The 23,131-nt window shown below is 65.4% G+C and carries 19 protein-coding genes; 3 read left to right on the top strand and 16 right to left on the bottom strand.

The window, feature by feature from the left end:
• Window positions 1-7: 7 nt before the first annotated feature.
• From F6X39_RS11685 to F6X39_RS11705, 5 genes are read right to left on the bottom strand one after another with little or no spacing between them, the layout of a single operon-like run.
• A complete protein-coding gene (locus F6X39_RS11685) occupies window positions 8-1,933 on the bottom strand; it encodes a (Fe-S)-binding protein (protein ID WP_187616743.1) in 1,926 nt (641 codons plus the stop codon).
• A gap of 2 nt (window positions 1,934-1,935) precedes the next feature.
• Entirely contained in the window at window positions 1,936-3,999 is a 2,064-nt protein-coding gene (locus F6X39_RS11690; protein ID WP_187616744.1) for an NADH:flavin oxidoreductase, read from the bottom strand.
• Window positions 4,000-4,024: 25 nt separating this feature from the next.
• Window positions 4,025-4,564: a DUF5943 domain-containing protein gene (locus F6X39_RS11695; protein ID WP_187616745.1), complete on the bottom strand. Its 540-nt coding sequence runs from the start codon at window positions 4,562-4,564 to the stop codon at window positions 4,025-4,027.
• A 45-nt stretch (window positions 4,565-4,609) separates the two neighbouring features.
• Window positions 4,610-5,581: a dipeptidase gene (locus F6X39_RS11700; RefSeq protein ID WP_187616746.1), complete on the bottom strand. Its 972-nt coding sequence runs from the start codon at window positions 5,579-5,581 to the stop codon at window positions 4,610-4,612.
• Between the two features lie 18 nt (window positions 5,582-5,599).
• Window positions 5,600-6,874 (bottom strand): serine hydroxymethyltransferase, encoded by a 1,275-nt coding sequence (locus tag F6X39_RS11705; protein ID WP_187616747.1) that lies wholly within the window; start codon window positions 6,872-6,874, stop codon window positions 5,600-5,602.
• A 418-nt stretch (window positions 6,875-7,292) separates the two neighbouring features.
• Between F6X39_RS11705 and F6X39_RS11710 the strand changes: the two genes are divergently transcribed.
• Together F6X39_RS11710 and ampC are read left to right on the top strand one after the other, a co-directional pair.
• Window positions 7,293-8,288 (top strand): GlxA family transcriptional regulator, encoded by a 996-nt coding sequence (locus F6X39_RS11710; protein WP_187616748.1) that lies wholly within the window; start codon window positions 7,293-7,295, stop codon window positions 8,286-8,288.
• A gap of 320 nt (window positions 8,289-8,608) precedes the next feature.
• The gene (gene ampC, locus F6X39_RS11715) at window positions 8,609-9,790 is read left to right on the top strand and encodes a class C beta-lactamase (protein ID WP_187616749.1); all 1,182 of its coding nucleotides are present in this window, start codon (window positions 8,609-8,611) and stop codon (window positions 9,788-9,790) included.
• A gap of 12 nt (window positions 9,791-9,802) precedes the next feature.
• On the opposite strand, the gene F6X39_RS11720 is transcribed toward ampC, so the two are convergent.
• The 6 genes from F6X39_RS11720 to F6X39_RS11745 are packed head-to-tail and all read right to left on the bottom strand — an operon-like array spanning window position 9,803 to window position 16,774.
• A complete protein-coding gene (locus F6X39_RS11720; protein WP_018425089.1) occupies window positions 9,803-10,066 on the bottom strand; it encodes a hypothetical protein in 264 nt (87 codons plus the stop codon).
• A 31-nt stretch (window positions 10,067-10,097) separates the two neighbouring features.
• The gene (locus tag F6X39_RS11725) at window positions 10,098-10,754 is read right to left on the bottom strand and encodes a sarcosine oxidase subunit gamma (RefSeq protein WP_187616750.1); all 657 of its coding nucleotides are present in this window, start codon (window positions 10,752-10,754) and stop codon (window positions 10,098-10,100) included.
• Window positions 10,744-13,746, bottom strand: coding sequence for a sarcosine oxidase subunit alpha family protein (locus tag F6X39_RS11730; protein WP_187616751.1), 3,003 nt, complete (start codon window positions 13,744-13,746; stop codon window positions 10,744-10,746). The genes F6X39_RS11725 and F6X39_RS11730 overlap by 11 nt, the downstream gene beginning before the upstream one ends.
• The gene (locus F6X39_RS11735; protein ID WP_018425086.1) at window positions 13,743-14,078 is read right to left on the bottom strand and encodes a sarcosine oxidase subunit delta; all 336 of its coding nucleotides are present in this window, start codon (window positions 14,076-14,078) and stop codon (window positions 13,743-13,745) included. The genes F6X39_RS11730 and F6X39_RS11735 overlap by 4 nt, the downstream gene beginning before the upstream one ends.
• A gap of 17 nt (window positions 14,079-14,095) precedes the next feature.
• A complete protein-coding gene (locus F6X39_RS11740) occupies window positions 14,096-15,340 on the bottom strand; it encodes a sarcosine oxidase subunit beta family protein (protein ID WP_187616752.1) in 1,245 nt (414 codons plus the stop codon).
• Window positions 15,341-15,379: 39 nt separating this feature from the next.
• Window positions 15,380-16,774, bottom strand: coding sequence for an L-serine ammonia-lyase (locus tag F6X39_RS11745; RefSeq protein ID WP_187616753.1), 1,395 nt, complete (start codon window positions 16,772-16,774; stop codon window positions 15,380-15,382).
• Window positions 16,775-17,099: 325 nt separating this feature from the next.
• Between F6X39_RS11745 and F6X39_RS11750 the strand changes: the two genes are divergently transcribed.
• Window positions 17,100-18,182: a GlxA family transcriptional regulator gene (locus tag F6X39_RS11750; protein ID WP_187616754.1), complete on the top strand. Its 1,083-nt coding sequence runs from the start codon at window positions 17,100-17,102 to the stop codon at window positions 18,180-18,182.
• A 31-nt stretch (window positions 18,183-18,213) separates the two neighbouring features.
• On the opposite strand, the gene F6X39_RS11755 is transcribed toward F6X39_RS11750, so the two are convergent.
• The 5 genes from F6X39_RS11755 to F6X39_RS11775 all read right to left on the bottom strand — a co-directional run bounded on the left by F6X39_RS11755 (window position 18,214) and on the right by F6X39_RS11775 (window position 23,063).
• Complete coding sequence (locus tag F6X39_RS11755) at window positions 18,214-19,206, bottom strand: GlxA family transcriptional regulator (protein ID WP_187611347.1); 993 nt, start codon at window positions 19,204-19,206, stop codon at window positions 18,214-18,216.
• 20 nt (window positions 19,207-19,226) lie between these two features.
• Window positions 19,227-20,129 (bottom strand): choline ABC transporter permease subunit, encoded by a 903-nt coding sequence (gene choW, locus F6X39_RS11760; protein ID WP_187616755.1) that lies wholly within the window; start codon window positions 20,127-20,129, stop codon window positions 19,227-19,229.
• Window positions 20,122-21,297, bottom strand: a complete 1,176-nt coding sequence (locus F6X39_RS11765) for a glycine betaine/L-proline ABC transporter ATP-binding protein (RefSeq protein ID WP_187616756.1) — start codon at window positions 21,295-21,297, stop codon at window positions 20,122-20,124. The genes choW and F6X39_RS11765 overlap by 8 nt, the downstream gene beginning before the upstream one ends.
• Window positions 21,298-21,556: 259 nt before the next feature.
• Complete coding sequence (locus F6X39_RS11770) at window positions 21,557-22,684, bottom strand: VIT1/CCC1 transporter family protein (RefSeq protein WP_187616757.1); 1,128 nt, start codon at window positions 22,682-22,684, stop codon at window positions 21,557-21,559.
• A 67-nt stretch (window positions 22,685-22,751) separates the two neighbouring features.
• Window positions 22,752-23,063 (bottom strand): hypothetical protein, encoded by a 312-nt coding sequence (locus F6X39_RS11775; protein WP_187616758.1) that lies wholly within the window; start codon window positions 23,061-23,063, stop codon window positions 22,752-22,754.
• Window positions 23,064-23,131: the final 68 nt, after the last annotated feature.

Raw genomic sequence — 23,131 nt, forward strand, 5'->3', positions numbered from 1 at the left:
CATCGCGTTACTCCAGCGCCGCGGCGACCAGTTCGGCAACGTCCAGCACTTCCGGTCGCGGCCCCACCACCCCTTCGAGCATCGCCGTGCAATTCGGGCAGCCGACCGCGACGATCTCCGCGCCGCTCGCGCGCGCGTCGTCGATACGGATGTCGGGAATCCGCCGTTTGCCCGGGATATCGGTCAACGGTGCGCCACCACCGCCGCCGCAGCAGCGTCCGCGCAGGCCGTGACGCTCCATCTCGACCACCTTGATGCCGATGCTCTTCAGCACCCGGCGCGGCGCTTCCGTCTCGCCGTTGTAGCGGCCCAGATAGCACGGGTCGTGATACGTGATGTTGCGCGCCGCGACGGCGGCGGCCGCGCGCGGCGACAGCTTGCCGCTCGCGATCAGTTCGTCGATCAGCGCCGTGTGATGCTGGACCTGATAGAACCCGCCGAGCGCGCGATATTCGTTGCGCAGGCTATGCAGCACGTGCGGATCGGCGGTAACGATGCGCGCGAACGAGTACAGCGCGAGCGTCCCGATCAGCGTACGGGCCAGTTGCTGGAACGTCGCTTCGTCGCCGAGCCGCCGCGCGGTGTCGCCGGTATCGGTCTCGACACCGCCCAGCACCGCGTAATCGACGCCCGCGCGGTTCAGCACCTTGACGAGCGCGCGCAGCGTTCGCTGATAGCGCATGTCGAACGCGCCTTCGCCGGCGATCAGCAGCACGTCCACGTGACGGCCCGGCTGCGCGACCTGCACCTGCAGATCGACGGCCCAGTCGTAGCGCGCGCCGATGTCGTAGCCGTTGAGGCTGCCGGTTTCGCGCAGATTCGCGAGCGTCACCGGCCCCTTGCCCGGCACGCTGCCTTCGACGAGCGTCTGATTGCGGCGCATGTCCACGATCGCGTCCACGTGCTCGATCAGCATCGGGCACTCCTGCACGCAGGCGCGGCAGGTCGTGCAGGACCACAGCGTGTCCGCTTCGATCAGCGTCGAGATCAGCGGCTTGGAGGGCGCGCCCGCGTGCTCGCCGACCGGAATGCCGGGCGTCGGGCTGCCTGTGTACTGCGCGTCGGTGCCGCCGACCATGCCGGTTACCAGATCCTGAATCAGCTTCTTCGGATTGAGCGGCTGACCGGCCGCGAACGCGGGGCACGCCGCTTCGCATTTGCCGCATTGCACGCAGGCGTCGAAGCTGAGCAACTGGTTCCAGCGGAATTCGACCGGCTTGCCGACGCCATATTCTTTCGCGTCGAGCAGCGGGGTTTTAAGCGCGGTGGGCGGCACGGCATCGCGAGCGTGACGCGCTGCGGTGAAATCGGCAAAGCGCTCCTGACGCGGATGAAACGCGAGATGCAGCAGTCCGGCCAACGCATGTTTCATCGGGCCGCCACGCGCCGCGCCGAACGTCATCGTGAACGCGCCCGCCGCGATCAACAGCGCGACGATCACCGCGAGCGCGCCGGACATCATCGTCGCCGGAAGCGCGATGAACAGCGCGAGACCGAGCGCGAACGCGCCCAGTAGCAACGGCAACTGATCCCACGGCCCGCGCGAGAGTCGCGCCGGCACCGTCTTCGCGCCATGCCGGCGGCGCCACACGAACACCGTGCCGATCAGCATCGCCAGCGCGGCGAGAAAGATCAGTTTGTCCAGCCACGGCGAGTAGATCGCGAGACCGTAGTTGACGAACACGAGCGCCATCGCGAGGATCGCTCCGCCCGCCGTGGCAACGTGCGTGCGGGCGATATACGGATCGCGCGCGACCACGTGATGCAGGTCGACGAAGTAACGCTTCGGGATCGCGAGCAGATTGGCCCAGCCATAGGCGCCCGCGACGGTCGCACGGCCCTCGCGCCAGTAGGCGGCGCGGCGCGCCAGCGCGAACGCGAGACCGGCCGCCGACACCCACAGCAGGACGGTGATGACAAACACGGGGCTCATCGTCAGAAATCCTTGCAAAGGCGCAGCGCGTCGTAGATCGCGCCGTGAATGTTGTGCATCGAGATGCAGTCGCCGACCCGGAACAGCAGGAAGCGGCCGTCGCCGAGCTGCTCGTCGAGACCCGGTTGCGGTTCGGACGCGAACAGCTTGTGCACGTCGACCTGGCCGCGATTGACCGATTCAGGCTTCAGCTTCCAGTAAAGCCGGTCGTTCGGCGTACTGCCGTTTTCGATCACCACCTGATCGACCGCGCGCTCCTCCTGCTCCTCGGTGTACTCGTTGCGGATCACGGCGATCTTCTTGCCGTTCTCCTCGTACACCCTGTCGAGCCAGTAATTGGGCGTATGGATCACGCCTTGCGCGTACAGACGGCGATAGAAGATCGGGAACGTGGTGCCGCCGACGTCGTCGGCGACCTTCACGTCGGGCGTGACGATCTCCACGTTGGCGCCGCGGCTCGCGATGAAATCGGCGACGCCCGCACCGGCATGCGTGCTGACGCCGTCGTACACGAGCACGTTTCTGCCCGGCTCGACCTTGCCGGCCAGCACGTCCCACGAACTGACCGCGAGCCCCGCGTCGACGCCCCACGCCGCGACCTGCGACGTGAACGCCGAACCGCCGGTGGCGAGCACGACGATGTCGGGCTTCTCGGCCATGATGGTCCGCTCGTCGGCGGCGACACCGAGGCGGCGGTCCACGCCGAGGCGCTTCGTCTCCATGTCGAACCAGCGCACGATGCCCGCCATCTGCTCGCGCTGCGGCGCTTTCGCCGCCAGCATGATCTGGCCGCCCACGTGATCGTTCTTTTCGAACAGCACCACGTCGTGACCGCGCGACTTCGCGACGCGCGCCGCTTCGAGACCCGCCGGCCCCGCGCCGACCACGACGACCTTGCGCTTCGGCCCGCGCGACCTTGCGATCACGTGCGGCATCGTCGCTTCGCGCGAGGTCGCCGCGTTCTGCACGCACAGCACGTCGAGCCCGTTGTACTGTCGGTCGATGCAGTAGTTCGCGCCGACGCACTGTTTGATTTCGTCCTCGCGGCCATCGCGGATCTTGATGACCATATGCGGATCGGCGATCTGCGCGCGCGTCATGCCGACCAGATCGACCATGCCGCTCGCGAGCAAGCGCTCGGCCTGGCCCGCGTCGCGAATGCTTTGCGCGTGCATCACCGGCACCTTGACGACCTGCTTGATGCCGGCCGCGAGATGCACGAACGGCTCGGGCGGCAGCGCCATCGGCGGCATGCAGTTGGCGAGCGTGTTGTGGGTGTCCGCGCCGGAACCGATCACGCCGAGATAGTCGATCAGACCGGTCTCGCTCATCGCCTGGGCAATCTCTTTCAGCTGCTCGTGATCGAGCCCGTCTTCATGGAATTCGTCGCCACACATGCGCAGGCCGACGCAGAAGTCGGCGCCCACCGCCGCGCGCACCGCCTGCAACACTTCGACGCCGAAACGCAGGCGGTTTTCGAGCGAGCCGCCCCATTCGTCGGTACGGAAGTTGGTGCGGGGGCTCCAGAACTGATCGATCAGATGCTGGTGCGCCGCCGAGATCTCGATGCCGTCCATGCCCGCATCCTTCACGCGCTTCGCGGCCGCCGCGAAGTCGCCGATGATGCGGCGGATCTCTTCGACCTCGATGATCTTCGCGTTGCCGCGATGCACCGGCTCGCGCACTCCCGACGGCGACATCAGATGCGGCCAGTGCTCGCCGTGAAACGCCGAGCGGCGTCCCATGTGGGTGGCCTGAATCATGATTTTCGCGCCATGCGCGTGCATCGCTTCGGCGAGCCGCGCGAGCGGATCGACGATCCGGTCGGTGGCGAGATTCACCGACTTCCACCAGCCTTGCGGGCTGTCGATCGACACCGGGCTCGAACCGCCGCACACGGCCAGTCCGACTCCGCCCTTCGCCTTTTCCTCGTAGTAGCGAATATAACGATCGCCGGGCAGGCCACCCGGCTCCGCATAGACCTCCGCGTGCGCGGTACTGACGATGCGATTGCGCAGCGTCAGCTTGTTCAACGTGAGCGGCTTGAAAAGGTTCGGGTAACGCATCGCGATCGACCTCGGAATGCCCGGATTAGATTGACGCGAGCGGCGAGACTTCGAACACGCAGTGCTCGTGTCCCTCCGCCGCGCAGCGTGCTTCTTTCGACTGCGACGGCGGGCCCTTGCGCGCGCCGTCGGGCGCGGTATCGTTGACCCAGTCCATCGCGCCCGCGAACCAGCCGGCGAACATGTAGCAAAGCTTTCCGGCCTTGCCCGGTTGCGCGAGCACGAACGACGAGTGCCGCAACTCAATCCGCGCATGCGAGTTGCCCGGATCGGCTTCGATGATCCTGAAGATGCCCCAGCCGCGCTGCGACAGACGGTTCAGGTAGTGCTCGAATACCGCCATGCCGGCAAGACCATGTTGCTTCGCTTCCTTCTCGCACCAGAAATAGGCGGACTTGTGACCGGCCTTGTAGAGAATCCCGGCGTACGTATCGCGGCCGAGCGCTTCCTCGACGGCGACGTGGTTGTTGGTGAAGAAGTGGCGCGGCACGTACAGCATCGGCAGCGCGTCGGTGGTCCAGACGCCGGTGTGCGGATCGACGTCGATAGGCAGTTGGGGTTGCATGTGGAGACTCCGTTTCGTATCCGCTATGAAAACAAGGGCTAAAGCTCACACCTTCCAGACTTCGCCGAACACCCGTACCCAGTTTTCGCCCATGATCTTGCGGATGCGCGTCTCGCTCCAGCCGGCGCGTTCCATCGCGGCGGTCAGGTTCGGAAACTCGCCGATCGTGCGAATGCCTTCGGGATTCACGACCTTGCCGAAGTTCGTCAACTGGCGATAACGGCCCTTGTCGTGCGTGATCCAGTCGAAAAACTCGGTGCTGTAGCCCTGCGTGAAATCCGTGCCGATCCCCACCTGGTCCTCCCCGATCAGGTTCACCACGTACTCGATCGCCTCGATATAGTCCTCGACGGTCGCGTCCGGTCCGCGCTTCAGGAACGGCGCGAACATCGTCACGCCGACGAAGCCGCCCTCGTCCGCGATCTCCTTCAACTGCTCGTCGGTCTTGTTGCGCGGATGCTCCTTGAGCCCGGACGGGCAGCAATGCGAATAGCAGACCGGCTTCTTCGACGCCGCGATCGCCTCCGACGACGTCTTGCCGCCCACATGCGACAGATCGACCATGATGCCGACGCGATTCATCTCCTGAATCACTTCGCGCCCGTAGCCGGACAGACCGCCGTCGCGTTCGTAGCAGCCGGTGCCGACCAGGTTCTGCGTGTTGTAGCAAAGCTGCACCACGTTGACGCCGAGATCCTTGAACGCTTCGATATAGCCGAGGTTGTCCTCGAACGCATGCGCGTTCTGGAAGCCGAAGATGATGCCGGTCTTGTTCTCTTGCTTGGCGCGGAAGATGTCGTCGGTGGTGCGCACCAGCGTGAGGATCTCGCTGTATTGGCGGATTTGCTGCTTCATTTCGGCGATGTTGTCGACGGTCTTCTGAAAACTTTCCCAGACCGACACCGTGCAGTTCACCGCGGTCACGCCGCCCTTGCGCATGTCCTCGAACACCGAGCGCTCGAACTTCGAAATGTTCAGCCCGTCGATGATGATGCTGTTTTCGTGCAGTTGACTCATCGTTTGCTCCACGCGTACTCAGTAAATGGGAAAGCGCTCGCACAGCGCGAAAATCTCGCGGCGCACGCGTTGTTCGGTTGCGGCATCGCCTTCGGGCGACACGCGCAGCGCATCGAGCACCTCGACGATCAGACGCCCGACCTCGCGAAACTCGCTGACGCCGAAGCCACGTGTCGTGGCCGCCGGTGTGCCGAGGCGGATGCCGGACGTGATGGTCGGCTTCTCCGTATCGAACGGAATGCCGTTCTTGTTGCAGGTGATGCCCGCGCGCTCCAGCGCCTGTTCGACCTGATTGCCCTTGAGCCCCTTCGGCCGCAGATCGACCAGCAGCAGATGGTTGTCGGTGCCGCCCGTGACCAGATCGACGCCGCCCGATGTGAGCACCTCGCCCAATGCCCGCGCGTTCGCGAGCACGCTGTCGATATAGGTTTTGAAGCCCGGCTGCAGCGCCTCGCCGAATGCGACCGCCTTGCCGGCGATCACGTGCATCAGCGGGCCGCCCTGCAAGCCGGGGAACACGGCGGAGTTGATCTTCTTTGCGATCTCGTCGTCGTTGGTCAGCACGAATCCGCCGCGCGGACCGCGCAAGGTCTTGTGGGTGGTCGACGTGACCACGTGCGCATGTGGGACCGGATTGTCATGGCGGCCCGCCGCGATCAACCCGGCGATATGCGCCATGTCCACCATCAGCTTCGCACCGGCGCCATCGGCGATCGCGCGCAGCCGCGCGAAGTCGAGCGCGCGCGGATAGGCGGAGAAGCCGGCGATCAGCAGCGTCGGCTTGTGCTGTTGCGCCAGTTCCTCGATCTGCTCGTAGTCGATCAGCATCGTGTCGCGCCGCACGCCGTACTGCACCGCGTTGAACCACTTGCCCGACATCGCGGGTTTCGCGCCGTGCGTCAGATGCCCGCCCGCGTCGAGCGACATGCCGAGCACCGTATCGCCCGGCCTGGTGAGCGCGAGCATCACCGCGCCGTTCGCCTGCGCGCCGGAATGCGGCTGCACGTTGGCGAACTTCGCGTCGAACAGCTGCTTGATACGATCGAGCGCGAGCGTCTCGATCGCGTCGACGTATTCGCAACCGCCGTAGTAACGCTTGCCCGGATACCCTTCCGCGTACTTGTTGGTCAGCACCGAGCCCTGCGCGTCGAGCACCGCGCGCGACACGATGTTTTCCGACGCGATCAGCTCGACTTGCGACTGCTGACGCTCGAGCTCTTTCAGAATGGCGCCGCGCACCGCCGGATCGCGCGGCGCTAGCGAGTCTTCGAAGAAGGGATTCGGGTTCGACATGGAAGGTCCCTGAGAACGTTGACGGGGAGGCTGCTGCGGGTTGCCAGCGGGATCGCGCTACCGCTTTGCCTTGGGTCTATTCTTGACGGTCACCCGGCGCGTCTATTTACGAATTCAGACGCGTTCTTTGCCTTTTCCGCCATGCGCGACTTTTTTCGACAAGTCGGCGCGATCCGCGCGCTCAGCGCTGCACTACAACGCAGTATTCCTGCGCCGATCGGGTGCGCTGCAAGGGCGTCGCCGCGCTGTTCCGGTGCCGCGCGGATGGTTTCATCAGTCGATTGCTTAGCTATTCCAGGCTTTGTGCGCAGTATCCAGGGGTTTAGCCTGATGGCACGGTAGTTGCCCTGATACTCAGAATTCAGATAGTCGCCCTCCCCACGGCGACGCGACATTTACATCAGGAATCACCGTTCCCATGTCCACCGATCGCACGGCATCGTTGTCGCATTTCGCATTCATGCCGGTACCCAACTTCACGATGATCGCCTTCTCGAACGCGATCGAAGTGCTACGCATGGCGAACTATCTGACGGGCCAGACGCTTTACCGCTGGTCGATCGTGAGTCCCGCCGGCGGGCCGGTCATGGCGAGCAACGGGTTATCCGTTGATACGGGGCCGGTCGAATGCGTCGGGCAACCCGACATCGTGTTCGTGGTCGGCGGCATCGACGTGCAGCGCTCCACCAGCGCCGAGCATCTGTCCGCGCTGCGCCGTTTCGCGCGCATGGGCTGCGTGCTGGGCAGTCTTTGCACGGGCACCTATGCGCTCGCGCGCGCCGGCCTGCTGGCCGGTTATGCGTGCGCGATCCATTGGGAAAACATGTCGGCGCTGAAGGAAGAGTTTCCCGATACGCGCTTTCTGAAAGAGCTATTCGTGATCGATCGCGATCGCGTGACCTGTACCGGCGGCGTCGCGCCGCTCGACATGATGCTGAACCTGATCGCGCCGCGTGTTGGCACCGCTCGGGTCACGCAGATCGCCGAGCAGTTCATCGTCGAACACGTGCGCGACACCAGCGCGCAGCAGAAGATGCCGCTCGTCGCGCGGCTCGGCTCGGCCAACAAATCGCTGTTCGAAGTGATCTCGCTGATGGAGAACAACATCGAGGAGCCGCTGTCGCGCGAAGAACTGGCGCGGCTCGCCGGCATGTCGCAACGGCAGTTGCAACGGCTGTTCCGCGAACATCTGGGCATGACGCCGACGCACTACTATCTGACACTGCGCCTGCGGCGCGCACGCGAGCTGCTGTTGCAGACCGACATGTCGATCATGCACATCACGATGGCCTGCGGCTTCCAGTCGGCCTGCCACTTCTCGAAGAGCTATCGCGATGCGTTCGGCACCGCGCCGACGCGCGAGCGTCGCAAGCAGGCGCCTTCGCTATCCGCTGCGCCGGTGATGGCGGCTTGATCAATGAACAGAAGCGTCGCGTGCCCGGCAGGCCACGCAGCGCTTTAGCGGCCAACCAAACTCAGGCCGCCTTCAACAACCCGTGCGGGTCGATCACAAACTTCTTCGGCGCGCCGCCGTCGACGTCTCCATGTTCGTGAGCGGCACGCCGCACACGCTGCGCGGCGCACCGTTTCACCAGCGTAGCGGCCTACAACTTTTTCTTTACCCCCGCGCAACATATCCTCGTTTGCCAGCGGTTCGCAAAAGCCCGATAGTGCTGCCTCGGCCGAATCGCCGATCCACCGATTCACACTCCCCCGACCGAGGACCCGTTTGCCATGAAGACCCGAGCGCTCAAACTGATAACAACCGCCACGTTCGCGCTGTTCACGCTCTGCGCGATCTCACCCGTCGGCCACGCGGCCGAGCCCACCGCCGCGCAACTCCAACCGACCATCGATGCCGCGATCAGGCCGCTGATGGCGAAGTACCATATCGCCGGCATGGCGGTCGGCGTGATCGACGACGGCAAGCCCTACGTCTACAACTATGGCGTCGCATCGACGCAAACCGGCAAGCCGGTCACACGCGATACGCTGTTCGAACTCGGCTCGGTCAGCAAGACCTTCACGGCGACGCTCGCGTCGTATGCGCAGCTCGACGGCAAGCTGTCGTTGTCGGACGGCACGGAACGCTATCTGCCGACGCTGCGCGGCCGCCCGTTCGGCAAAGTCAGCCTGCTGAACCTCGGCACGCACACACCTGGCGGTCTGCCGCTACAGGTGCCGGACGACATCCATAACGACGCGCAATTGCTGCGGTACTTCCACGACTGGCAGCCCGCTCATGCGCCCGGCACGTTCCGCACCTACTCGAATCCCGGCATCGGCACGCTCGGCCTGATCACCGCGAAGACCATGGGACAGGATTTCACCGTGCTGATGCAGCAACGCGTGTTTCCGGCGCTCGGCATGAAGAACAGCTACATCGACGTCCCCGCGGCGAAAATGCCGGACTATGCGCAGGGCTATGCGAAAGACGGCGCGCCGGTCCGTCTGACGGGCGGCGTGATTTCCGCCGAAGCCTACGGGGTGAAGTCGACCGCCGCGGATATGCTGCGTTACGTGCAGGCCAACATGAACCTGATTCCGCTCGACAGTCAGTGGCAGCGCGCGATCACGGACACGCATACCGGCTACTTCCAGGCCGGCGTGCTGACCCAGGATCTGATCTGGGAGCAGTACCCGTATCCGGTCGCGTTGCCGACCTTGCTGGCCGGCAATTCGCCGGAGATGGTCCTCAACGGCACGCCGTCGACCGCAATCAAACCGCCGCTGCCGCCGCAGCAGAACGTCTGGATCAACAAGACCGGATCGACCAACGGGTTCGGTGCGTATGTCGCGTTCGTGCCGCAAAAACGCATCGGTATCGTGATGCTCGCCAATCGCAATTTCCCGAACGAAGCGCGCGTGAGCGCCGCGCATCAGATCCTCACGGCGCTGGATGGCGGCAAGCCCTGATACGGCGTGGACTTACGGGCGCAGCCGCGCACGCGCTGCACCGGCGATCCGCGCGAGGGCATCCGCGCTCAGACGGGCCGCGATTTTCTCGACGTACGCATGATGCCGCGCTTCGAGCGGCGCACCGAGCTCCCGCGCGAGCAGATAGCGGATCAGCGCAATGCGCCGATGACGCAGCGCGATACTTTGATCGAGCAGCGCGAGCGCGGCGCCGGCATCGCGCTCATCGCACGCGCGTGCCGTGAGAAGCGAGGTGGCCGCGCGTGCCGACGTCATGGCGAAATCAGCAAAGCGAACCGCGCGTCGCTCAGCACATCAACGGCTCGGCGGCGTCGAGCATGATCCTGACGAAGTAATCCGCGAAACTGCGACGCACGACGATGTCGAAACTGTCGGTGCCCGTGGGCAGCAACGTGATCGACGCCTTGAAATAGTGGCTCTGCGCGCACTGCCCCAGGCCGAAAAGTTTGGGATGCAGATCGAGCGGACAGCCGCGCGCGAGCACGTCGCGCGTGCGCGTGCCGGTGATTTCAAGCACCGTATAGCCGCTGCCCACATCGACCGCCGATGCGAACACGCCCGCGAACGCCGCGCCGAGCTTCGCCTGCAACGGCGCCGTGCGCGTCGCATCGTGCGCGGTCTCCGAACGCACGAGCCATTCGTCCGGGCCGAGCCAGACCATGTCGTAGCCGTTGCCGCGCGCGACCGTGTTCGGCTTCTCCGGCGGCTTGCAGCCGATCACCTGTTCCACCGCGCGAATGAACGCCGCGTCGCGCGTATCGCCGCGCACGTTCACGAGTTCGAGAAACGGCCGCTCGCCGAGCCGGAACGCGGCAGTCGCGTTGGCCTGATGCTGTTTCAGCAGCCCATCCACACCGACCAGCGGCGACTCCTGCCACGCGCCGTTTTGCCGCCCGAGCGTGCGGTCCACGATGGACACCGTTCCGCCTGTTTCATTCCACATGTTGACGTGCTCCTTCGCTGTCGTAGAACACCGGACTCGCGATCTTCGCCGCGATCTGTTTGCCGCTTGCGAGCGGAATCGTGACGGTCGTGCCGATCTTGTCGAGACCGCCCTTGACGACCGCCATCGCGATCGAGCGTTGCAGAATCGGGCTGTAATAGCTCGACGTGACGTGCCCGAGCATCGGCGCGGTATCGCCCTGGAACGGACCGGCGACGATCTGCGAGCCCTCGGGTATCACGAACGACGCATCCTCCGCGAGCAGCCCGACCAGTTGCTTGCGTCCCGCCTTCGCGGTGTCCGGGCGGGCGAGCGAGCGCTTGCCGAGAAAGTCCTTCGACTTCGCGACGAGCCCGCCCATGCCGAGGTCGTGCGGCGTCATCGAGCCGTCCGTATCCTGGCCGACGATGATGTAGCCCTTCTCCGCGCGCAGCACGTGCATCGTCTCGGTGCCGTACGGCGTGATGTCGAACTCCGCGCCCGCGGCCATCAATGCTTCCCACACCGCGCGTCCGACATTGGCCGGCACGTTCACCTCATACGCGAGTTCGCCCGAGAAGCTGATGCGCATCACGCGCGCCGCCGCGCACGCGACGGTGCCTTCACGATACGTCATGAACGGAAACGCCGCGTTCGCGAAGTCGATGTCGGCGCAGACCTTTTGCAGCACCTTGCGGCTCATCGGGCCGACTACCGCAAAAGTTGCCCAGTGATCGGTGACCGACGCGAGCCGCACGCGCAGGTCGGGCCATTCGGTTTGCAGCCAGCGTTCGAGCCACGTGAGCACACGCGCCGCGCCGCCGGTGGTGGTCGTCATCATGTAGTGCTGCTCGGCGAGGCGCACGGTCACGCCGTCGTCGAAGATCATGCCGTTTTCGTCGAGCATCAGGCCGTAGCGGCACTTGCCGACTTCGAGCCTGGTCCACGGATTCGTGTACACCCAGTTCAACAGCTTCGCGGAATCGGGGCCCTGAACATCGATCTTGCCTAGCGTCGACGCATCGAGAATGCCGACGCTCGTGCGCACCGCGAGCGCTTCGCGCGCGACGGCCGCATGCATGTCCTCGCCCGGCTTCGGGTAATACCACGGACGCTTCCAGTTGCCGACGTCCTCGAACGCCGCGCCGTGTTCCACGTGCCATTGGTGCACCGCCGTCTTGCGCACCGGATCGAGCAATTCGCCCAATTCCCGGCCGGCGAAAGTGCCGAACGTGACCGGCGTGTAGTTCGGCCGGAACGTCGTCGTGCCGGTCTCGGGAATGGTCTTACCGAGCGCCTGGGCGAGAATCGCCATGCCGTTGATGTTGCCGAGCTTGCCCTGGTCGGTGCCGAAGCCCATCGCGGTGTAGCGCTTCACGTGTTCGACGGATTCGAAGCCTTCGCGCGCCGCGAGGAAGATATCGGCCGCCGCGACGTCATTCTGGAAATCGACGAACTGCTTGGGCCCGCGCGTGGCCAACTCGCGTCCGCCGACGAGCCACAGCGGTTCCAGCTTCGTTTCGCTCAGTTCGGCGACCTGCACCGGCTTTGGCCGCGCGACGATGTGCCCGGCCGCGCGCGCCGCTTCGACGCCGGCGTCGAGCGCGAAGCGGATGCCCTGGCCGAGCGTGAAGTCGCCCGCGCAGGCGCCGACGCTGGTCTCAGGCTGGAGCGCCTTGCCCGGCACGAAGCAGGCCTTGTCGTCATGCCAATGGGCCTTGCCGCCCGACTGCGCGAACAGATGCAGCACTGGGCTCCAGCCACCCGACATCGCGAGCAGATCGCACGGCAGTTGGCGCTGCTGAGCGGTGATTTGCCCTTTCGCATACGAGGCGAGCGACACCGACGCGACGCGCAGCTTGCCATGCGCCGCCGTGACGACCGCGCCGTTCAGCACCTTGATGCCATGGCGGCGCGCGAGCGCCGGCAGCGTGCCCTTCGATTCGCCCGCGCGCGGATCGATGACGCTCACCTGCGCGCCGGCCGCTTTCAGGTCGAGCGCGCATTGATAGCCGTCGTCGTTGTTCGTGAACACGATCGCATTGCGACCCGGCAGTACCGCATACCGATGCAGATAGCTCGACACCGCCGACGCGAGCATCACGCCAGGCAGATCGTTGTTGCCGAACACGATCGGCCGTTCATGCGCGCCGGTCGCGAGAATCACGCGTTTCGCGCGGATCTTCCACAGCAGTTCGCGCGTGCCCTTGCGCTGCGACACGGGCAGATGATCGGTCAGGCGCTGCGTGACCGTGACGAGATTGTGGTCCTGATAGCCGAACGCGGTGCTGCGGCTCAGGATCTTCACATCGGGCAACTGCCGCAATTCGTCCTCGATTTTCTGCACCCACAGCAGCGCGGGCTTGCCGTCGATCTCCGCGCCGCAGGACAGCAGCGAGCCGCCCAGCTCGGGCTGATCGTCGACGAGCGTCACGCGCGCGCCGGACAAGGCCGCCGCGTGCGCGGCCGCGAGCCCGGCCGGGCCGCCGCCGACCACCAGCACGTCGCAATGCGCGAAGCACTTGTCGTAGCGGTCCGCGTCGCGCTGTCGCGGCGCGGTGCCGAGGCCGGCCGCGTCGCGAATCGCTTCCTCGTACTTCGGCCAGAGTTTGCGCGGCCACATGAAGGTCTTGTAGTAGAAGCCCGCCGGAATGAAGCGCGCGATCTTCTGGTTGATCGCCATACGGTCCTTCTCGATGCTCGGTTTCGCGTTCACGCTGCTCGCGACGAGCCCCTGGTACAACTCGACCTCGGTGGCGCGCGCGTTCGGCACCGTGTAGGCGCCGGTCTCCAGTTGCACGACCGCGTTCGGCTCCTCGACGCCCGCGGTCACGATGCCGCGCGGCCGATGATATTTCCAGCTGCGCGCGACGAAATGCATGCCGTTCGCGAGCAATGCGGACGCGAGCGTATCGCCTTGATAACCCTGATACTCGACGCCGTTGAACGTGAAGCTCAGCGCGATCGCGCGATTGATGCGCCCGCCGGTCGGGAGTCGGTCTTTCTGGCTCATGATGCTTTGCCCTCTTGTGCCTTTACCTGTGCGTTTGCGGCCTGTGTATCGGTACTGTCCAGCGCCAGCAACGGACGCTCGAACGTCTGATAACCCTGGAACGCATAGCTGACGGTGTCGCGCTGCGCCTTGAACCAGCGGCGGCAGCCCTGCGTGTGGAACCATTGCTCGCGATGCACGCCGCGCGGGTTCTTGCGCATGAAAAGGTAGTCGCCCCATTCCTTGTCGGTGAGCTTGTCCGTGTCGAGCGGGCGGGCGATGTCCGCCTCGCCGCCGCACGAGAATTCGGTTTCGGCGCGGGGACCGCACCAGGGGCATTCGATCAGCAGCATCTGTGTCTCCTTGTCGACTAGTGGGCCACGGCGGCAGCGCCATGCTCATCGATCAGATGACCGGTATAGAACCGGTCCAGCGAAAACGGCGCGTTCAACGGATGGGGTTCGTCCTTCGCGATCGTGTGCGCACAAACCCATCCCGAGCCGGGCGTCGCCTTGAAGCCGCCCGTCCCCCAGCCGCAGTTGAAATACAGTCCCTTCACATCGGTCTTGCTGATGATCGGGCACGCGTCCGGCGACACGTCGACGATGCCGCCCCACTGCCGGTTCATCCGCACGCGGGAAAACACCGGGAACATCTCGACGATCGCCTCGAGCGTACCCTCGATGATCTGGAAGCTGCCGCGCTGCCCAAAGCCCGTGTACTGATCGACGCCCGCGCCGATCACGAGATCGCCCTTGTCGGACTGGCTGATATACGCGTGGACCGCATTCGACATCACGACCGTGTTGACGACCGGCTTGATCGGCTCCGACACCAGCGCCTGCAACGGATGGCTTTCGAGCGGCAGCCGCACGCCGGCCATGTCGGCGAGCGTCGACGTGTTGCCGGCCGCGACCACCGCGACCTTCTTCGCCTTGATGAAACCCTTGGTCGTGTCGACGCCCGTCACCTGGCTGCCGTCGCGGCGAATGCCGACGACCTGGCAGTTCTGCACGATATCGACGCCGGCCTGATCGGCGCCGCGCGCGAAGCCCCACGCCACCGCATCGTGCCGGGCCACGCCGCCGCGCCGCTGGATCGATGCGCCGAGCACCGGGTAGCGGCTGTTCAGATTGATGGTCGGCTCGAGTTCCTTGATCTGCGCGGGCGTGAGAAATTCGGCGTCGACGCCGTTCAGGCGGTTCGCGTTGACGCGGCGTTCGGTGTCGCGCACGTCCTGCAGCGTATGCGCGAGATTCATCACGCCGCGCTGGCTGAACATCACGTTGTAGTTCAGATCCTGCGCGAGCCCTTCCCACAGCTTCATCGCCTTCTCGTAGAGCGCGGCGGATTCGTCCCACAGGTAGTTCGACCGCACGATCGTCGTATTGCGCGCGGTGTTGCCGCCGCCGATCCAGCCCTTCTCGAGCACCGCGACATTGCGCACGCCATGCTCCTTCGCGAGGTAGTACGCGGTCGCGAGACCGTGCCCGCCGCCGCCCACGATCACGACGTCGTATTCACGTTTAGGCTCGGGGCTGCGCCATTGCCGCTCCCAGTTCTCGTGATACGACATCCCGTTGCGTAGCAGGCTGAATATCGAATAGCGGCTCATCGTCGTTCCTTTGCGGTTTTGCAGATGCGGTGTAGCGGTTCAACACTCGATGACGTTCACGGCCAGTCCGCCGCGCGACGTCTCCTTGTATTTCGTCTTCATGTCGGCGCCGGTTTCGCGCATGGTGCGGATCACACTGTCGAGCGACACCACGTGCTTGCCGTCGCCCTTCATCGCGAGGCGGGCCGCGTTGATCGCCTTGATCGCGCCCATCGCGTTGCGCTCGATGCACGGAATCTGCACCAGCCCGCCGACCGGATCGCAGGTCATGCCGAGGTTGTGTTCCATGCCGATTTCGGCGGCGTTCTCGACCTGGGTGGGCGTGCCGCCCATCACGGCCGCGAGCGCGGCGGCGGCCATCGAGCAGGCCACGCCCACTTCGCCCTGGCAGCCCACCTCGGCGCCGGAGATCGACGCCGTTTCCTTGTAGATGATGCCGATCGCCGCGGCGGTCAGCAGGAAGTCGACGATGCCGGCGTCGTTCGCCGCATGCATGAATTTCACGTAGTAGTGCAGCACGGCCGGGATCACGCCGGCCGCGCCATTGGTCGGCGCGGTGACGACCCGGCCGCCCGCGGCGTTCTCCTCGTTGACGGCCATCGCGTACAGGTTGACCCAGTCGAGCATCGACAGCGGGTCGCGCAGCGATTCCTCCGAGCGTGCGCGCAAGCGCTCGCATAGCTCGGCCGCGCGACGCTTCACGTGCATCGGGCCGGGCAACTCGCCGCGCACCTTGCAACCGCGCTCGACACACGCGGCCATCGTGCGCCAGATCGCCAGCAGGCCCTCGCGCACTTCGTGCTCGGGCCGGGTCGCGCATTCGTTGCGCAACGTCACTTCGGCGATGGACAGGCCGCTTTCGCGGCACACGCGCATCAGATCGTCGCCGGTGCGAAACGGATACGGCACCTCCGCGTTGGCGCGCCGGCCGTTCACGCGGTCGCCGTCGCGATTGACGACGAAGCCGCCGCCGATCGAGAAGTACTCTTTTTCGACGAGCAGTTGACCGTTCTCGTCGAAGGCCTGGAAGCGCATGCCGTTCGGATGCACGACGCCCGAGCCCGGCGCGCCCGGCATCAGCTTGCGCAAGAAGCCGACATGTTCGCGCTCGTCGAACGCGACCGCATGCTTGCCGAGCAGCACGAGCTGTCGGGTCTCGCGGATCGCGCGCAGCCGCGGCTCGATCAGCTCAGGATCGAGCCGGTCGGGCAGATTGCCTTCGAGGCCGAGCAGCACCGCCTTGTCGGTGCCGTGGCCCTTGCCGGTCGCGCCGAGCGAGCCGAACAGCTCGGCTCTGACGCGCCGCACGAAGCCGAGCAGATTCGCGTCCTCGATGTGCGATGCGAAGCGGCATGCGGCGATCATCGGCCCGACCGTGTGCGAGCTGGATGGACCGATGCCGATCTTGAACAGATCGAAGACGCTGACGTTCATGGCGTGCCTTGTGCGTTGTGTCTTGCGTGTTGCGATGGCCGGAAGCGCTTCGACTCGACACATGCGCCCGGATGGAATGTGCGTCTATTGCACCGCACGCCGGGCCGGATCGATAGAATAAAAACGGCATCGCAATGGGATGGCGTCGTCAAGTGAGCCGCCACGCGGGTCTCCCGGCGCATTTGCGATGACTTGGGACGCATTTGCGACAGGCGGCCCGATTGCGGCCGGCAATGCTGAAGGTCCGTGGTGCTATCCTCGGCTTCACCGTTTCGGTCAACGTTCGTTCCCCTTTCGCCGTTCTTTTCACCGACCCGCCGCGCGCATGAATTCCGCTGAAACGCTTGCCCCTCCTTCACTCGACACAGCCACGAAGCAGCGCATCCGCTTCGGCATCGTCCTGCTGCCGAACTTCACGCTGACCGCATTCTCGGGTTTCGTCGACCTGCTGCGCCTGTCCGCCGACGAAGGCGACTTCAGCAAGCCGGTGCGCTGTTCGTGGAGCGTGATCGGGGAAACCCTGGCTCCGGTGCGGGCGAGTTGCGGCATCCAGATCACGCCGTGGGAAACTTTCGAGACCGCTGGGAAGTTCGACTACGTGGTGGTGGTCGGCGGACTGCTGCACTCGGGGCCGGCCGCGAGCGAGGCGACGCTCGCGTTTATCCGCCGCGCCGCCGCCCGCGACGCGACGCTGGTCGGCATGTGCACCGGCGTGTTCTCGCTGATGCGCGCGGGCGTGCTCGACGGCCATCGGATCTGCGTGAGCTGGTTTCACTACTGGGATTTCATCGAGCGCTTTCCGTCGGTCGACGAACAGATGCTGGTCGCCGACCGGCTGTTCGTGATCGACCGGCGGCGCATCACCTGTTCCGGCGGCCGCGCGTCGATCGACGTCGCCGCCGCGATCCTGCTGCGTCATTTCGAAACGGCGACGGTGCAGAAGGCGCTGCGCATCCTGCTCGTCGACGACCTGCAGAAAGGCAACGCACCGCAGCCGCATCCGCCCGGGCTCGCGCCGGCCTCGCATCCGAAGGTCAAGCGCGCGATCCTGCTGATGGAGCAGCACGTGGGCCGCGCGCTGCCGCTCGACGAACTGGCGGGCAAGCTCGATCTGTCGCCGCGTCAGCTCGAACGGCTGTTCAAGGCGCAGACCGGCAAGGCGCCGCAGGCCTACGCGAAGCAGGTGCGCCTGCGCACCGCCGCGTGGTTGTTGACGAGCTCAGACAAAACCGTCGCCGATATCGCGTCGAGCTGCGGCTTTTCGGACGCCTCACACCTGGGACGGGAATTTCGCAAACAGTTCGGCGTGCCGCCGATGATGTATCGCGAGCAGCGCGGCACGGCGCAGCAAGCCGACGACGGCTCGTGCTACGACGAAACGTTTCCGGGCCGCGCGCAGGCGATCTGAATCCGCGCGGCATGCGAGGCCGCGGCACCCGCTACTCCGGCATGCGCCGCTCGACGCTCGGCGCATGTCCGAACTGCGCGCGATAGGCCTTGCTGAAATGACACGGAGAATGAAAACCGCACACCGTGGTCACGCGCGCGATCGACGCGTCGGTATTGCGCAGTAGATCGCGCGCGCGGCGCAGCCGCAAGCTCAGGTAGTAATGCGTCGGCGACACGTTCAGGAATAGCTTGAACATCCGTTGCAAATGACGCTGCGACAGGTTGACGAGCCGGGCGAGTTCGTCGAGCGATAGCGGCTCCTCGATGTTCGCTTCCATCAGCCGCACCACTTCGATCAGTTCGGTGCGCGACAGGCCGACCCGTGCGTCGACCGGAATGTGCTGGTAATCGGTCGAGCCGCGAATCCGCTCGACGATGAATTGCTCGGACACCTGCGCGGCCACCGAGGCCCCCAGCCGCATGCCCACCAGATGCAGCATCAGATCGAGCGGCGCGGTTCCGCCGGTGCAGGTCAGCCGGTCGCGGTCGATCACGAACAGTTCGTCGTCGAAATGCACATGCGGATAGCGCTGGTGCAACGGCGACATGTCCTCCCAATGCACGGTCGCGCGATAGCCGTCGAGCAGCCCGGCCGCGAGCAGCGCATACGGACCCGTGCAGATCCCGCCGAGCGGCACGCGGTGCGCGGCCGCCTCGCGCAGCAGCGCGATCACCGCGTCGTTCACATACTCGCGCACGTGCCAGCCCGCGCACACGAACAGCAGGTCCGGCATGCCGGCCTCGGCGAGCGTGGTGGTCGGTTTCACCGTGATGCCGTTGCTCGCGCGCGCCGGCTCGCCGTCCGGCGTGATCACCGACCACCGGTAGTGCTGCGCGCGGCCCACGTAGTTCGCCATGCGCAGCACCTCGACCGCGCTCGTGAACGCGATCATCGAGAAGTTCGGCAGCGTCAGGAAGCCGACGTGCGCGACGGCGCACAGCCGCGCATCGGCTTCGGCGGAGGCGATTGCGTCGCGCTTCATGGACGTATCGAATCAGGCCATCAACCGTGTTGCGCCGCCGGCTCGCGGCGCACTTTCATCGCATTGCGCAAACCGGCGAACAGGGGCGCGCGTACCTTGCCCGGCGCCCGGCCGAAGCTCTCGGTGATGCGGTCCAGAATGATCGCCAGCATCACGACCGACATGCCGCTTTCGAAGCCGAGTCCGATATCGAGCCGCTGGATGCTCGCGAGCACGTCGTTGCCGAGGCCGCCCGCACCGACCATCGACGCGATGATCACCATCGACAGCGCCATCATGATGGTCTGGTTCACGCCGGTCATGATCGACGGCAGCGCGTTCGGAAACTGCACCTTGTACAGCAGTTGCCACGGCGTGCAGCCGAACGCCTGTCCCGCTTCGACGATTTCGCGATTCACGTGCTTGATGCCGAGCGCGGTCAGACGCACCGCGGGCGGCATCGCGAAGATCACCGTCGACAGGATGCCCGGCACGCGGCCGAGACCGAACAGCATCGCGGCCGGGATCAGGTAGACGAACGCGGGCATCGTCTGCATCAGATCGAGCACCGGGCGCACGATCATTTCGACGGCGCGGCTCTTCGCCATCCAGATGCCGAGCGGCACGCCGAGCACGAGACTGATCACCGTCGATGACAGCGTGAGGCCGAGCGTGATCACCATCTGATCCCAGAAGCCGGTGCCGTAGATCAGCAGCAGCGCCGCCAGCGTGAACAGCGCGAAGCGCCAGCCGACGCGCCACAAGCCGATGCCGACGAAAAACGCCATCAGCGCCCACATCGGCACGGCCTGCAAACCGTGCTCGACCGCCGCGGCGAAACTCTCGATGACCTTGCCGATCGTGTCGAAGGTCTGCGCATCATGATCGAGCAGGTAGTGAACGCCGCGATCGACCCACGCGCCAACTGGAATGACTTCAGACATGGGAACCTCGATGGCGCGTGAGAACGTTCAGCACGTTCGTCTTGTTGACCGAACCGCAGTAGGAGCCGTCCGCATCGACGACCGGCAGCGGCGCGCGGCTCGCCACCACGCGCGCGACCACGTCGTCGAGCGGCGTGCTGCGGCGGATGCATTCGATCTGGTTGAGCTGCGGCGACGCGCTGCCCGTCGCATCGCGGCACACGAAGCCGCGAATCCGGCGCTCGCTATCGAGCACGAACGCGTAGTCGGCGCTGCCGTTGAGCGTCGCGGCAACGCTCGACGCGTCGATCTGCGGCGCGTGCATCAGCGGCACGTCGTCGGTCTGCATCAGATCGCCGGCCGTCAGATAGCGGCTCGTGTCGATGCCTTCGAAGAACGCGCGCACGTAGTCGTCGGCCGGGTTCTTGATGATTTCCCGCGGCGTGCCGATCTGCACGACACGGCCGCCTTCCATGATCGCGATGCGCGTGCCGATGCGCATCGCCTCCTCCAGATCGTGCGACACGAACAGGATCGTGCGCTGCTGCTCGCGTTGCAGATCGAGCAGCACGTTCTGCATCTCCTTGCGCTTGAGCGGATCGAGCGCGGAGAACGCCTCGTCCATGATCATCAGCGACGGGTTGACCGCGAGCGCGCGCGCGAGCCCGACGCGCTGCTGCATGCCGCCCGACAACTCGGCCGGCAGTTTCTGCGCGAACGGCGCAAGGCCGACCTGTTCGAGCACCGTCAGCGCCCGCGCCTCGCGCTCCTTGCGGCCGACCCCCGCCACCTCAAGCCCGAACGCCGCGTTGGCCAGCACGTTGCGCTGCGGCATCAGCGCGAAGGACTGGAACACCATGCTCATGTCCTTGCGGCGCAGCGCGGTCAGCTCGGCGCGCGGCACGCCCGCGACATCGCGGCCGTCGATCAGCACTTTGCCGGCGCTGGGCTCGACGAGCCGATTGATCAGGCGAATCAGCGTCGACTTGCCCGAGCCGGACAGGCCCATCAGCACGAAGATCTCGCCCTCGCGAACCTCGAACGACGCGTTGTGGACGCCGACGATCTGACCGGTGCGGGCAAACACCTCTTCTTTCGTGGCGCCGCTGGCCAGCATCGCGAGCGCCTGTTTCGGGTTGCTGCCGAACACCTTGCACAGCCCTTCGACCACGACCTTGGGGGAATTCATCGAACGCTCTCCTCGCTCGCGGACGTCCGTCCGCGCTGTGCCTACATAGTTGCCAGAAAAAAGTGCGGCTAACCGACTAATTCCGACAACCACATGAGGAAATGCGACACCCGGCCATGCCGTGGACGCTCGGCGCGGCGAGCAAACCCTTGTGGGAGAAAGGATTGACACGGGTTGGCGCGCGCGCGGAGCGTGTCGCAACAGAGCAAGCGGCGCTCCCGGACGGCGGCGAGCGCGAGAGGCCTGAGAGGCGCCGGGTTCAGGAAATCGACACGCCCAGCAAGCGCCCGACGCCGAACGTGAACCCTGCCGCGATGAGCCCGATGACGATCTGGCGCAGCGCCGAAAACCCCGCGCTGCGTCCGTTGAACAACGACGTGAACACGCCGATCGACGCGAGCGCCAGCATGCTCAGCACGACACACTGCACGATTGCGCTGACGCCGCGTGTCCACAGGAAAGGCATCACCGGGAAAATCGCGCCGAGCGAGAACAAGCAGAACGACACACCCGCCGCCGACCACGGATTGCCGCCCAGTTCCGCCGGATCGAGACCTAGCTCCTCGCGCGTGAGGGTGTCGAGCGCCTTGTCCTTGTCGCGCATCATCTGCGAGGCCACGCGTTTCGCCTCGCTCGCGTCGAGCCCTTTCGCGCGGTAGATCAGCGCGAGCTCGTGCTCCTCCGCTTCGGGCTGTTCTTCGATCTCCTCGGCTTCCTTGGCGATCTGCGTGCTCGCGAGTTCGCGCGCATTGGTAACCGACAGCCATTCGCCGAGCGCCATCGAACAGGCACCGGCGATCAGCCCGGCGAGGCCGGTCAACAGGATCGCCTTGTTGCCGGTGCCCGCGCCGGCGACGCCCATGATCAGGCAGAAGTTGGACACGAGGCCATCGTTCGCGCCGAGAACCGCCGCGCGCAGATCGTTGCCCGACGCGGCGCCCTTGTGCCACGACTCGGCCGCGGCAATGCGCGCGCCGGACGACAGGTTGGCATTGCCGGTGCTCGCGAGCGTCTGCACCACGGCCGCGTGATGATGTTCGTCGGCCGACATGTGGCCCGCGTCGCGTTGGCCTTGATATTTGTTGCGGTCCGCGTATTCGGCTGCGGCGAGCGTCGGCAGCACGAAGTCCGCGCCGCACACGCGCACGAGCCCCTTCATCAGACGCGTCTTGACCGCATGGCCACGGCCCTTCGGTTCGATGCCATTGGCTCTGAGCTTGTCGGCCCACACTTGCGCGTGGCTGTGTTCGGATTGCGCGAGATCCTGATAGACCTGCTTGCGGGTCTCGTCTTTCTCGACCTGTGCGAGCGTCTCATAGAGGGTGGCGCTGTGCAGTTCGTCGGAGAGATTCGCCTTGTAGCGTTTCACTTCATGTTTCGTTGCCATGATCGCGCCTCGCAACTGCCCGGTGCCTCATCAACGATGAATGCCACGCCGGGCGTCCGCCTGTCCGTTACTGGCTGGCAGGCGCACCAACGCCGGCCTTCTTCTGGGCTGCCTGCAGCTTGTCCGGATAGTTCGGATCGTTCTGCGCCGGCTGGTAGCCCGCGTCTTCGAGTTTCTTCAACTCGGCGTTCTTTTTCGCGCGAGCCTGTTTGCGCTCTGCCTTGCGCTCTGCCTTGGTCGGCTTTGGGGTGGTCGTCGTCGCGCCAGGCTGGGCTGCGGCGTCCGTCGAGCCCTGCGCGAGCGCGAGCGGAATCGTACCGGCCATCAGTGCGACGGCCGAAACGCCCAGCATGATTCGTTTAATGGCGAAGCTCTTCATCACTGATATCCCCTGAAAAAATTGGCAATAACGTACGAGTTGCGGCTGCGAATCGTGAACCACACGCC

Origin of the sequence: Paraburkholderia sp. UCT2, assembly GCF_014397665.1 — a bacterium.
In the GTDB taxonomy this organism is placed as follows: domain Bacteria; phylum Pseudomonadota; class Gammaproteobacteria; order Burkholderiales; family Burkholderiaceae; genus Paraburkholderia; species Paraburkholderia tuberum.